At 56.3% G+C, this 13211-nt stretch carries 6 protein-coding genes; all 6 read right to left on the reverse strand.

Features of this window, described 5'->3' with window-relative positions; all coding sequences use genetic code 11:
- Positions 1 to 12: 12 nt before the first annotated feature.
- The 6 genes from B9Z51_RS00450 to B9Z51_RS00475 all read right to left on the reverse strand — a co-directional run bounded on the left by B9Z51_RS00450 (position 13) and on the right by B9Z51_RS00475 (position 13141).
- Positions 13 to 822, reverse strand: coding sequence for an Imm49 family immunity protein (locus B9Z51_RS00450; protein ID WP_108370890.1), 810 nt, complete (start codon positions 820 to 822; stop codon positions 13 to 15).
- Complete coding sequence (locus tag B9Z51_RS00455; RefSeq protein ID WP_108370892.1) at positions 819 to 9407, reverse strand: hemagglutinin repeat-containing protein; 8589 nt, start codon at positions 9405 to 9407, stop codon at positions 819 to 821. The genes B9Z51_RS00450 and B9Z51_RS00455 overlap by 4 nt, the downstream gene beginning before the upstream one ends.
- Positions 9408 to 9504: 97 nt before the next feature.
- On the reverse strand, positions 9505 to 10944 hold the full coding sequence (locus B9Z51_RS00460) for a ShlB/FhaC/HecB family hemolysin secretion/activation protein (RefSeq protein WP_233254768.1): 1440 nt from the start codon (positions 10942 to 10944) through the stop codon (positions 9505 to 9507).
- Between the two features lie 714 nt (positions 10945 to 11658).
- On the reverse strand, positions 11659 to 11913 hold the full coding sequence (locus B9Z51_RS00465) for a DUF2789 domain-containing protein (protein WP_108370896.1): 255 nt from the start codon (positions 11911 to 11913) through the stop codon (positions 11659 to 11661).
- Positions 11914 to 12003: 90 nt separating this feature from the next.
- On the reverse strand, positions 12004 to 12576 hold the full coding sequence (locus B9Z51_RS00470; protein WP_108370898.1) for an NADPH-dependent FMN reductase: 573 nt from the start codon (positions 12574 to 12576) through the stop codon (positions 12004 to 12006).
- Between the two features lie 22 nt (positions 12577 to 12598).
- Positions 12599 to 13141, reverse strand: a complete 543-nt coding sequence (locus B9Z51_RS00475; protein ID WP_108370899.1) for a bacterioferritin — start codon at positions 13139 to 13141, stop codon at positions 12599 to 12601.
- Positions 13142 to 13211 lie beyond the last annotated feature (70 nt).

Raw genomic sequence — 13211 nt, forward strand, 5'->3', positions numbered from 1 at the left:
TCGCAAGGCGCTTTATAAGAACAGGCGCTTGACCTTGGCAAACAAGCCAGGCGGTGGTGGTGGCGTCCAGCCTGGGCGCAAAAAGTCGTATTCCACGTCGTAAGTATCCAGTGGCTCAATGGGCATCAAACCCATCGGGACTAAAGGATTTTGAATTTGTACTTCAATGCCTCTGTACCAACACAGCTTGGCATGGACGGCGGGAATGGCTGCCAAGAACTGGTCTTCCAAATCGTCGACGGATTTGATCTTGGCTTGGTTTTCTATCAGAGCCTGCAAGCTCTCTTTGTCTTGTTTCAGCAGCAAAGAGAAGAAGTCTTGTCCGGCTTGCGCGATTGCTTTCTTTTGATTCCCGCCTTTCTTAGCAACAAGGGCGATGGTTTCGCGCAGGGCATCGTCATCGCGCAGCAGCACCAGTTGGAACTGGTGAAAAAGAAAATGCGGCGTCTTCACTTCATCTTTTTCCTTGAGCTCTGCATGGGCAAGCCAATCGTAGATTTCTGTGCTGTCGCTGAGTAGGCCGTAAAGAAATGGCACGTAGGTGGCAAAGGGATCACCACCAGGCTCTGCCTCTTTTTCGCTAGCCATCAATAGTTTGCAGACGACGTAGAAATTCTGTTTCAACCCGTGCAAGTCGTTATTAATGAAAAATGAACGGAGACCTTGATACCGCGGTAAATATGAGGCGCCCGATAAGACCGATCCCCATCTGAGTTTGTGATAGTCATTAACATTAGAGTCCAATTGATCTTTTTCATGTTGCTCAATTCTTTCGAGCAATGAAACCAACCACTCTTCACGCGATTCTTGCTTGGTATTCATGGCTTTACTTTCACAACGACCATGCCGTTTTGATTCACGCCAGAAATAACAGTCGTGAGGTTCCCAGAGTTCTTTGCACTAAGAATTGCGTATCCGGTTTCCATCTTGACCGGGTCTTTTGTTGCAATCAAGGCCCGCGCCCTGTCCTCTACCCACTGAATCGTCCCCTGCGTAGGCAAAGTGCCCGCTGCTGGACTCAACTTAATCGACCCATCCGCATTCAGTGGCTTGACCTCATTGACGATCACCTGATCGCCCTTGAAGTACACACCATCAAAACAGTTGGAGCCGCCGCATTTGCCATCCATCGCCTTGAAGCCGTTGCGCTCAAAGTAACTGTTGGAAACGTGTTCCCGTACCGCACCAGCTTGACCGCTGCTCAGTGAATCCAAGTTGCTCAATGTGTTTCTCTCTGCTGCATTCAATGCTGCTGGCGTACCCACTCGGGTTATTTGTTGCGCTGAGATGTTGCCACCATTGGACATGGCAATTTCACCTGCACTGAGCACCTTGCTGGACTCCCATGCTCGCCCTGCGGCTTGGACGCCTTGCGCAGCGCCCTTCGTCGGCAGCCGTGCGCCGAACAATGTTTCTTCAATCGTTGTGTCAGGTACAGCCTGACCATTAGGGGTGTTCAAACGCTCCAGGCGCGTTTCATCCCGCTGGTCTTTACCCGGGATGACTGAAACCTGGTTGTTCGGTGAGCCCCCCGGAAAGATATTACCGTTGGGGTTGTCGCGTTGGGCCTGCGTGGCGCTGAAGTAAGTTTGCGGCTTACCGTCAGTGCCCATAACGGGGCGACCTTGAGAATCCAGAATCGGTGCGCCTGCAGTGGCCTTCAGCAAGCGCTGCGCCTCGCTCAGATCGTTGAAGAAGCGCTCACCCATGCCCAAGGCTGCCTCAGTACCTGGCTTTCCCGATGCCCCGATGATCTGGTTGAAATAGGCTTGGTTCTTTTTATCTTCTTGGGTATCAACACGACCTTCAGCGGCGCGCTCCAGCATGTCGGTCCAGTACAGATTGGCTTTCTTTTCGCAATCGTTGTTGCCACGGCAAGTCTCCCGCGCTTTTTCTGCAGCCAGCCCCTTGATGCGCTGCACTTCGCTCGGATGCAACTGCCGATTGTTCATGTCCGCGTTGAAAGCCGTGGCCCCGCCCGCTACGCTGCCACCGCTGGCCGCTGCACCGATTGCTGCGGCTGTGGTGCCACCGGCCAGACCTGCAATCACTTTGCTTGCGCTGTCACCCAACCCGGCTTTTTTCAGGTCCGTCTCCAACTGGCTTTGCAGTTCATTCAGCGTTGGTGCTGCCGCACTGGCTGCCCCTGCACCCACCGCACCAGCGGTACCGCCGCTCAGCCCGCCGATCACGGTGTGCATCGCAACTCGGTAGGCACCGCCTTCGTCCCATTTGGCCGCTTCGGCCAGCAGTGCCTGGGCTTTCTCAGTGTTGCCGCTGCCTTGTGCCTGCTTGGCCTGCGACTTGAGGTCATCGCGCTGCTTGTCCGCCTCGGTGCCTCCGATCTTGCTCGCCTGCTTGCCAAACTCACTGGTGATCGCCACCTGTGCGGCCACTTCCTTTTGCACTTTGTCTTTGTCAAATATCGGCGCGATGCTGGTGCTCTGGTCGCCCGTTCTGGCTGCGGTGTTGCCAGTGACGCCACTGATGCCTGCTGTCGTCGTGCTTGATGCGCTGCCGCTGTCTTTTCCAAAGCCCGCACCGCTCATGCTGGAGCTCAGGGCTGCGCCCGGTGATGGGGCACCTGCGCCTATGCCCACACCCACGCTGTTGGCGCTGAATTTGGCACTGTTTTGCAGGTCTGTTGTGGTGGTGCCTTGCTTGGCTTCGTAGCTGTTTTTGTTGTTGTCGATGGCCGCTTGCGTGCTGGTGATCTGCCCGCCAATCAGTTCGGTCTTGCCTTGCACGTTGACTTGGAAACCGCCGTCGCCTGCACGGATGGCGCTTTGTTCATTGACGCTTTTGTAGCCGCTGTTGATTTTGGTTTGACCCGCGTTCAAGCTGCCGCCAGGTGATGGGCCAAAGGTGACGCTGCCGCCTAGTTGTTGGCTCTTTTCTTTGTATTGGCTGCTGTCTTGCAGGCTTGCTATGTTGAGGTTGCCGCCCACATTGGCCTTGACTTGCTCGCCCTTGACCACTGCGCCTTTGAGGTTGGTGTCACCGCCTGATTCAATGTTGACCGTGTTGCCCGACACCTGGCTGTTGGTGTAGGTGGTGCTGTTGCCCACGCCACTGCCCTTGCCTGCGCTGGCGCTCACAGTCACGCCCGCTTGCCCACCGCGTGCGCCCAGCTGCATGCCCACACCAATGCTGCCGCTCTTGTTGCTGGAGTTGCTGCTTTCTTGCGTGGTGTTTTGTGCGGCCACGATGTTCACCTGGTCGTCGGCTTTGAGGGTGGCTGTTTTACCGGCTTGGACGTTGCTGCCTTGAAGGGTGATGTCGCTGTCTTTGCCCGCGCCTGTGGCCGTGATGCTGACGTTGCCGCCTGCATTGACCTTGCTGCCCTTGGCGCTGATGGCGTTGCTTTGTTGTTGGCTTTGGTTGCTGCTGGCTCCGATGCTGGCACTGATGCCGATGCCGCCCATTTTGTCTGCGGCGTTGCCGCCTGCCATGGCCTGACCCGCGCTCACAGCGTCTGCACCTTGTTTGAGGTTCATGGCCGCATTGGCCGCTGCCAGCGCTTGCATGCGGCCACTGCTGGTGTTGCCTGCTGCTTGCAGTTGGTTGTTGGTCGTTTGCAGGGCACTGATCACAGGGCTGGTGATGGCCAGTGTCAGGCCACTTTGCTTGAACTTTTGTTCGGTGCTTTGACTGCCGGTTTCTCTCGCTTCGGTGATGTCTATCTTTTGAGCAGTGATGTCGATGTTGCCGCTACCGGAGGGGCTGTTGAGTCCTGGCGTGATCACATCACTACCTGTTTGCGTGTAGGTCTGGCCTGCAGTGATGCTCACGTTGCCGCCCGTGCTGCCCACGGTGCTGCCTGCGGCGGTGCTGCCTTGGCCTTGGCTGTCCACGCTTTGCATTTGCTTGCCAAGGGTCACGCTCAGGCCACCTCCGCCAAACAGCCCGGACTTGGTGGTTTGGTTGAAGTTGCTGCTGGTGCTGGTGTTTTGCGCTGCTTCAATCTTCACGTTGCCGCCTGCACTCAGGTTCACATTTTGGTCGGCCAGCACGCTGGAGCCTTTGATGTTTTGGTCTTTGCCTGCGGTGATGTTGACGCTGTTGCCTTCAAAGTTGGCGCCTTGAGCGGTGGTGCTAGCGCTTTTGATTTGGGTGTTGGTGGTGGTGCTGGACAAGAACCCTTTGCTGGTGCTCTTGCGTGCTTCGTCAAAGGTTTCGCTGGCCTGGCCTGCGGTGATGTTGACACTGTTGCCCGCTGTGGCTTTGAGCGCTTGGCCTGCGCTGACTTGGGCGGCTTTGGCGTTGAGGTCTTGGCCCGCATGGAGGGTCACGTTGCCACCCGCCTTGATTTGGCTGCCCACGTCTTGGCTGCTGGACTGGCGCAGGTGGTTGTTGGCGTCCCAGTTGAGGCTTTGGCTGCTTGCGGTGGTCACGGTGCCCAGGTTGAGGTTGTTGACTGCGCTCAGTTGGCTGTCGCCTGTGCCTGCGTTGCTGACAGCTGCTGCATTCAGGTTGAGGTCCCGCCCGGCGCTGGCCAGCAAGGCACCGGCGCTGCCTTTGACGTACAGGCCCGCCACGCGGTCGATGCTGGTGTTGCTGATGCTGTTGCTGGATTGCCGCGCTGCGCTCGCAATGACGGAGGATAACGGTGTGGTGCTGTTGCTGGATTGCCGCGCTTCGCTCGCAATGACGGAGGATGACGGTGTGGTGGTGTTGGTGGTGGTGACCACGTTCAGGTCGCGGCCTGCGTTCACATCGAGCTTGCTTTGCGCTTCAAAGCTGCCGCCCACGTTGTGGATGTCCTGGGTGGCTTTGGCGCGCAAGGTGTCTGCGCTCAGGCGTCCGCCCAGGTTGTGGATGTTCTTGGCGTTGATCTCCATCACGTCGCGCCCGGCGATGGTGCCGCTGTTGGTGAGGTCACCACTGAGCTTGAGCTTGACATCTTTGCCGCCAATGAGTGCGCCTGTGCCGTCCAGGTCGCCTTCATTGACGCGCACATAGACCTGGGGCACGAGCACCTTTTGTGTGCTGCCGTCGGGCAGGGTGACGGAGGTTTCTACCAGCCAGACCATGTCGCTGGTGAGTTGGGCCACTTGCGCGGCGCTCAGCGCAATACCGGGGCGCAAGCCCAGCGCTTTGGCGGTGGTCAGCCCGTTGTTCATCAGGGCCATGTACCCTTGCTCGTCGCTGGTGTAATCGCCCAGGAAGCGTTTGCCGGTGAGCAGGGCCACTTGTTCGCGGATGAGCTTTTGTTCATAAAAGCCGTCGCCCAGGCGTTTTTGCGTGTTTCCGGGGTCCAGGTTCAGGGCTCTGAGCATGTAGTCGCTGCCCAGCCATGTTTTGTAGCCTGCGTATTGGGGGTCGGTTTCGACCAGGTAGCGGCTGGTGGTTTCGGGGTGGGTTTTGTACAGGCTGTTGCTGGGCAGTTGTGTGTTGGGCGTGCTTGATCTCACCGTGGTGGCGTTGCGGGCATTGGCTTGCGCGGGGCCGCTGGTGTTGGCTTTGACGCTGATGATGGCTACATCGGGCAGCTGAGTGCCCGTGCCGTTTATTTTGGTGTTGCTCTGGCGGACCGAGACAGGCAGGTCGATGGTTTGCGTTTGAGCATCGTGATAAGGAATTTCATCACCCCAACGGTCTTTGGTGAATAACCAAAACCAGTACCTCACCGTGCGCGTATCGTGATATTGGGCTTTGCCGTCTTCATGGGTGACAAATTGGCCTTCAACTTTTGTATGGGTCAGGTTATGCAGGTCACCTGTCAGAGTCCCCCCGGCCAGGATTTGGCTCTTGTCGTTGAGCAGGTTTGACCCTGTCAAGCTCATGCTGCCGCCCGACAAAATTTTGCCAGGATCACTTTTCGTGACGACGGATTTTTGATAGGAGCGATCCAGCTCGTATTGCGTCCACTTCACAAATGTTCCAGATTTGAAGCTGGCGTTGTAGCTTGTGATGGCGTTGACCAGGCCGTCATAGGCATTGATGGTGTCTGCTTCCCACTGCGTATGGGCTGTTTTGTATTGGCTCCAGGTTGTGTCGTAGGTGGCTTTATCGCGGTTGTATTGCGTCAGTGCCGTTTGATAGGTGGTGCATGCGCTGGCGTTGTAGCTGGCCGTGCCGGTTTTGCAGGCGTCTGCGCCAGCAGGTTGAACGGGCATGGTCAGTGTGGGTTGCGTGGGCTCCACAGCAGGTGTGGTGAGCTTGAAGTAAGACCAGGCTGGGTCCGTGGGACCGTACTCCTTGCCGCTGACGGCTTGGCAGACCTGTGCATCCCCTTGTCCTGTGCAATTGAACTGGCCGGGTATGGGTACGGGTGTTTTGCCAAGCTCTGTCGGTCCATTGTTGCCGTTGGGCCAGGTGTAGGTGATCAGTTCGCCTTTGTTGACCTTGATGAAGGCGCTCTCCAGGTACTTTTGTGAGTTGCCCTCAGGCTGGATGTAGAAACGCTTTTCTGTTGTGCCGTCAGGGCGCAATTCGGTGGCAAAGTGTTCGTTGGTGTTGTTCAGCGTTGCGGTGCTCATGCTCAGGTTGCCCAGGGCTTCGATGGTGGCACTGTTGTTGTTGAGGGTGCCCGCCTGGCCTGTGGCGTGGCGCTTTGCATCGATCTGACCGCCGATGTACATGTCGCCCGCGCTGAAGATGAGTGCGCCTTCGCGGTTGGTGATGGTTTGAGCCCCGATGTCCAGTCGCTCGCGCGCAGCAATCACCGCAGAGGTTTTGGTGCCATTGAGGGTTTCGCTGTCATTGAGCACGGTGGTGGCCGCAATGCTCAAGCGGTCACCGTAGATGCGACCGGTGGCGATGTTGTTGAGCGTGGCGACGTCCAGCTGGGTGTCTTGTCCATCGATCAGGCCCCGGTTGCTGAGTGTGCCTGTGGTTTGCAGCTGGGTGGTTTTGGCGGTGATTTGGCCGCCAGCTTTGTTGTTGATGTCAGTTGCTTGCACGCGCAGGGTTTGGCCTGCTTGCACGTTGCCGCTGTTGATGACGTTGGCAGCCTCCACGGTGGCATTGCCGTTCGCAATGGCTTTGCCTGTGTTGTTGAAGTCGCTGGCGATGTGCGCCGTCAGATCGCCTTTGGAGAGGATTTGTCCGTCGTTACTCAGGCTTTGGCTGTCGATCTTCAAAGTTTTATCAGCAATGAGGGTGCCTGCGCTGTTGCTGATGGCCAGTGTGGGGGTTAATGCAGCCTTTTGAAGCGCCACAGGGTCTTGCAGACTGAGCACTTGGCCTGCGCTGATGAGACCTGCGGTGTTGTTGATTTGTTGGCTGCTGAGGATGGACACGTCCTGGCTTGCACGAATGGCCCCTTGCTTGTTTTGCAGCTTGACCGTGGTGATGCGGATGGCTTGGCCTTCGATGCCGGTTTGGACTTGGCTGTTGTCTGTCAGGGTGTTGGTGTTTTTGATTTCCTGGGCGTTGAGCACGGTTTGGGTTGAGCTGCGGATCAGGCCTTGATCGTTGTCCAGGGTGCCGGTTGCTTGCACACGGATGTCCGACAGGCTGAGGATTTGGCCCTGGCTGGTGTTGGCTGTGCTGGTGCTGTCAATGGCCAACGCGCCTTTGCTGGCGATGTAGCCTGCGTTGTTGTTGAGTTGTCCGGCCTTGACGGTGAGCTGGCCTTGTGCAAACAGTCCGCCTTGGCCTTTGCCATCGCCTTGCACATGGCCAGGGTATTGGCTGGCCTGGCTGTTGTTGAGGTCTTGGCCATGGGTGTCAATGCTCAGTTGAGTGCCGCTTTGGATCAGGCCGGCCTGGTTGACCAGTGCCCCGGTCTGCAGCGCCACGGCTTGACTGGCCAGCAATGTGCCATGGGTGTTGTTGAGGGTTTGCTGATGGGTGTCAACGCTGAGGTTTTGCGCAGTGATGTTGCCCTGGATGTTGTCGAGCTGGCCGACGTTCACCTGGACTTGTGCGCCACTGATGTTGCCTCGGGTGTTGTCGAGTTGTGCGTGGTCTGTCGTGGTCAGCTTGAGCAGGCCGCTTTTTTGGATGGCACTGATGGTTGCGTCACGGGTGATGATGTTGCCCGATGTGGCGCGTATGTCGAGCTGGCCTGCGTTAATTTGTGCACCGGTCAGGTCTACGCTGGATGCGCTGAGTGTGAACAGGCCACCGGCCAGAGTTTGGCCTTGCAGTTGCACGCCTTGGGTGGTGTTGAGGGTGAGGTCGCCGCTGTCCGCCAGTTTGCCGTCGCGTTGAATGCCTGATCCGATGGCGCTGCCTGGGGCTGTGCTGAGCGTGGCAGCCGTGAAGGTGGCGTGGCTTTGCGCGGCCATGATGGCACCTTTGCCGGTTTGAACGATGTCTGCAGGTGTGGTGATGTTCAGTGGACCACCTGCGTAGATGCTGGCGGTGTTGTCGATGCGTCCTTGCGTGCGGATGTTCAGGTCTTGCGTGGACTGGATGCTGCCGCTGTTAGCGAGCCAGCCTTCGTGGCTGAGGGTCAGGGGGCCGTTGTTGGCCTGGATTTGTCCAGCATTGCGCACGCCAAGGCCTGCTTCTGTGCCCATGAGGTGGATCTTGCCTGCGTACATGCCGCCCAGTTGCGCGACATCCACGGCCACAGCAGGTGCAGACGATGTGATTGCAGTCGGGCTGGTTTGAGGTCTGCTACCAGGAGCCACGCTGGCAGATGGGATGTCATTGACACCGGTGACCACTTGCAGTTCATTGGCCCACACGCCTGCGTTGATTTGCAGTGCCCGTGTGAGGATGGCGGTGTAGTCCGTGCCTCGGGTGTCAAGGCCTTGGCCGTCAATGCGCACGGTGCCGCCCTGCACGCGGAAACTGTCCAGACTGCCGCCATTCATGACCGCGGTGCCAGTGGTCAGCGTGACGCGGCTGGCATTGATGAAGCCGCCGCCGTTGACGGCAATGCCCGAAGGGTTGGCCAAAATAACTTCGGCGCGTTGACCGGCCACTTCAACGTAGCCTTTGAGTTGGCTGGGGTTGCTGGAATTGACTTCATTCAGAATGACGCGCGCACTGCCAGTCGCCAGCCACGGGTTGCCTTGCACCCAACCGCCTTGTTGGGTTTGTACGTTGGTGCGGCTGTTGTTGAGGATGGCCCCGTTGCTCTGCACATCAAATTGGCTGTAGACGTTGCGTGACACCCCCGCTGCACTGGGTGTTTGGATGTTGACCTGCGGCAACCCGTTGGCGGTTTGCAAGACCGTCGCTTGTTGATGGCCTGGCGCTTGCCGATAAGCCACCACTTGCGCGCGGGCATCCAGCGTAGGCCACGCCCACAGCACAGACCCCAAAGCACACAACACTGCAAAATTGATGGCACTGACTGTGCCCGTGTCCCTGTCAGCCATTGCTGGGGGACCCAAGGCCATAGCCTCCCCTCTGGAGCCCTTGCCCTGAGACGACGAGGTTTCTGCCACTGCCATGAACTGGCCGCGTTGTTGATTGAAAATGATGCGGAATAGATTTCTGTTCATGCCGTAAACCCCTGGTTGTCAATTTCAAGAAATCAATTCAATGACGAGCACGAATGTTGTGTTCGCCTTGAAAAGTGGATGCCATCACCGATGCTTGTCAAAAACTCAGGCTGGCAGTGAACCCCGCCGTATAAGAAGCCGTTTTGAACTGCTCAGGTTTTGACAGGGGTTGGCCAATGAAAGCGTCGTATTGGAGTTTGTGGAGTTGCCCACGCAAACCCAGCACTGCGCCCGTTAGCCGTGTACCGACCAATTTGTCAGCCGTTGCACCACCGACTTGTCCGTGATCGATGCCCAGATAAAACTGATGACCTGGGACAAGGGGGGTGACCATTTCGTTGCGCAGCACCCAACCGCGCTCAGCGCTGAGCACGCTCAAACCATCAAACCCGCGCACGCTGAATCGACCGCCAATGGCCATGCGGTCTTGCGGGGTGAGGGGGGTGTTGTTGTATTGAGCGCGCAGCTGACCGTTGTAATTCCAAGCTCTCGCGCCCAGCATGAGTGGCTGCTGCAAATTGCCTTCTACCAGCCACAGCCGCATGCGCGAGGTGCCTTCACCAAAAGCTTCTTCCGGCGCGGGCAATGAACCCCAGTCGCCTGTGCCATGTCGGTAGCTCAAGCTGCCTTCTGCACTGCCTTGACCTATGAAACGCTTGTGGCCCAAGCTCCATTCAAAACCACCCACAACACGTCGCTGAACCTGGACTTCAGTGTCGTCAATGAAGTTGTTGGATTGACGCTGAAATCCTTTGACAGCGATTGTGGTTTTTCCGACCGCGTCGCGGTGAATGAGGCGAGACAGTTTGACCTCGGTGTTTCGACTGGTTCCGCTGTACAGGTAATCTTGTTGAGCGCCTGCAACGGTCTGGCGATAACGGTTGTAGCTTTGGGTGGCTGAGAAAAGCCAGTAACCGAACGGCAATGAGTAATGCACGGTGTATCCCTTGGTGCCTCGGGCGCCAGGCTCCGAACCTCCGAGATCACGGTTCAAGGTGACGTAAAACAAATCACTCAGGGTCCACCAGTTGTCGTAGCTGAGGGTTGCGCTGCCTTGGTATTTGCCAGTGCTCGGCAAGCCGCTGTCGTCGGCTGTGATGTTGAGGCGAAACGGGAAGGGCTGGCTGTGTTGAATACGAATATCGCTGTAGCCGGGCTCTGAAGCAGGTGCAATTTGTATGTCAGCTTCGGCTGTTGGAACACGCTTGAAATTCTCTAACGCTTGCTCGATGTCTCGTAAATTGAGAATGTCACCTTGTCGTATGGGGACCGTATTCCATTGGGTTGCCCGGTGTTGTGCGCCGTTTTGTGGGGCTTGCCACTGGATGCTATTGACCTTGCCATAGACCAATTGAAGCGCCAATGTGCCGGTTTGCAGGTTTTGCGGGCTGGCCAGCACGCGGCTGGTCACAAAGCCTTGGGCGATCAATTGGTTTTGGAGTCGGTCAATGATCAGCTGGATGCCTTTGGCGCCGATGCAACGCCCCACCGGGTCGTCTGGCGTGCCGTCGGCCAATGTCTTCGCCGCATCGATCATGCCCTTTGGATAAGCATCGAGGCCTGCGTCAAGGGTGATGCGCTGAATGATGAAGCAGGGACTTTCATCGGTCGGCAACAACGCCTGTGGTGACGATGCCGGAGCAGTCAGCCTCACATCAACCGTTTTTTCCTGCTCCAGCCTTTGTTGCGTGGTTCGTTCTTGTGCGCGCCGCTCTTGCTCCGTCGATAGATTGTTGACGGCAGGGGGTCCAATTTGCGCATGCGCCCAAATGCAGTGCAAGGACAAAAGGGTCGTGGCTGATATTTGTTTGGCCGCTGAAAATTTTTTTCTGTGCTTCATTTGCTCTGCTTACTCTGGTATCCGCTTAGAAAAAACTTCCGACGGAAAAAATACAAAATATTGATCAAAGAATATTTTTAGATATCACTCTTGTCCCAATGCACATGGGTCTTGGCATTTGTTGGCGCAGTGTTCGACAGTCTGTTTGGAGTTGTCTGTGCCCAAGCCTGTTTGAAATTCATTGAGCTGAAAATAGTGCGCACTGCGTCTGTGCGAGGATCAATTCCCGGCGGGTTGGCAGCGATGGTGATATGACGTCCAAGCCCTTGGCTGAAGCGATTTAAAGTGAGAAGCTCTTGCCGATCTCACGATAAATGGCAAGCAAAAAACGATTTCCTCATGAAGTCTTAAATTTGACCAAGGATCACCCCCCTGATGAATCTCAAGCCTCACGTCTGAAAATTTTTGACTTTAGGTGTTGGTGACGTCAGGTGAGTGGTGCAGCCTTGCATTGAGTTCATCCACCACTGGCGCCCAAGCTGCATCAAGCACCAACGCTTCGCGTAAAAAGCTGGCCTGTGACGCTGTCCAGAATGGGGCTTCGTGTAGATGAGTGCTTCCATCCAAGAGACCATGCTTGGCGATGAAGCGGTCAATACTGGCGTCATCACTGGCTTCCCCCAACTGTTCAAAGAGGGTTTTCATACTTTTTTCAATCAGTTCCATGGAGGATCCTCTGTTCCGACGTGGGCAATAGTGCTGCCCAAAATTGCACTTGTAGTCACTGAGTCGTGTTGGCGATCAGGCAAGCTTGGCTCAGCTGACTTCTGTGGGAGAGGGGGTGACATGCATACGCACCCAAGTCACATAGTGGTCCATCCATTTCTGCGCAAAGGCCAAACTGGCAGCACCGATGTGACCTTCAGCATCAAAGAAGCCTTCTTTGGCGTGAATAAAGGCTTCAGGTTGACCCATGGTTGATACATCGAGATAGGCCAAGATATTGCGTAAGTGTTGTTGGGCCAACGCCGTACCTATGGTCCCCACGGAGGCGCCCAATACACCTGCTGGCTTGCCGCCCCAGACGCTCTGCCCATAAGGACGCGAGGCGTGGTCAATGACATTTTTCAAAACGCCTGGTATGGAGCGGTTGTACTCAGGTGTGACAAACAGCAAGCCTTGCGCCGACTGAATCTGCGACTTCACGCGCAACACTGCGGCAGCTTGGTGGTCATCGTCATCCTGGTTGTAAAGAGGCAGGTCATCAATTTTGACTGAACTGAAGCTGAAGTCTGATGGCGCCAACTTGAAAAGTGCCTCTGCCAGTTTTCGGTTCAGAGAATCACGACGCAAACTGCCGACAATGACGGCAATGCAGATGGTGTTCATGGATATGTCCTTTACAGCAGATTCAGGCGTGCTGCATGCCACTGAGTAGACTCGCCAAGTCTTCGGCGTGCTCCTCTTCTACCGCCAAGATGCGTTTGAGCAAATCGCTGGTGGTTGAATCTTTGTCACCAATGTTTTGTATGGTCTCTCGGTAACTTTGGATGGCAATGCGTTCGGCCACCAGGTTTTCGCGAATCATGTCCTCCAGATTTGTACCGGCGAAATATTCGGCATGACTGCGTCTTTGGAGGGTGTCAGGTGTGAAGTCTGGCTCCCCACCCAGCTGCACAATGCGGGCAGCCAAAATATCAGCGTGCGCCAGCTCCTCATTGGAGTGGGTCAAAAATTCTTCAGCTACCGCGCGTGAGTTGATGCCATTGGCCATGAAATAATGACGACGATAACGCAGCACACAGACCAACTCTGTGGCCAAGGCCTGATTGAGTTGTTCAAGCAACTCACCCCGATCAGCTTCGTAGTTGGATGTGACGGCCCCCTGATCCAAATGCTCGCGCGCTTCACGGCGAAGAACCTGAACTTCCGTGGTGTTGAACTGTGTGGACATCTTGGCCTCGCAAAAATAAAAGCTTACTTTGCAACAATGCCTAGAACGACACCGTTTGACAGCACACAGA

The sequence above is a fragment of the Limnohabitans sp. T6-5 genome, from assembly GCF_003063315.1.
Lineage (GTDB): Bacteria > Pseudomonadota > Gammaproteobacteria > Burkholderiales > Burkholderiaceae_C > Limnohabitans_A.

Excerpts from the sequence above, each read along its gene's own strand:
- B9Z51_RS00460 (WP_233254768.1), bottom strand. The coding sequence starts at position 10,944 with ATGATCGATGCGGCGAAGACATTGGCCGACGGCACGCCAGACGACCCG.
- B9Z51_RS00455 (WP_108370892.1), bottom strand. The coding sequence starts at position 9,407 with ATGAACAGAAATCTATTCCGCATCATTTTCAATCAACAACGCGGCCAG.
- B9Z51_RS00465 (WP_108370896.1), bottom strand. The coding sequence starts at position 11,913 with ATGGAACTGATTGAAAAAAGTATGAAAACCCTCTTTGAACAGTTGGGG.
- B9Z51_RS00470 (WP_108370898.1), bottom strand. The coding sequence starts at position 12,576 with ATGAACACCATCTGCATTGCCGTCATTGTCGGCAGTTTGCGTCGTGAT.
- B9Z51_RS00475 (WP_108370899.1), bottom strand. The coding sequence starts at position 13,141 with ATGTCCACACAGTTCAACACCACGGAAGTTCAGGTTCTTCGCCGTGAA.
- B9Z51_RS00450 (WP_108370890.1), bottom strand. The coding sequence starts at position 822 with ATGAATACCAAGCAAGAATCGCGTGAAGAGTGGTTGGTTTCATTGCTC.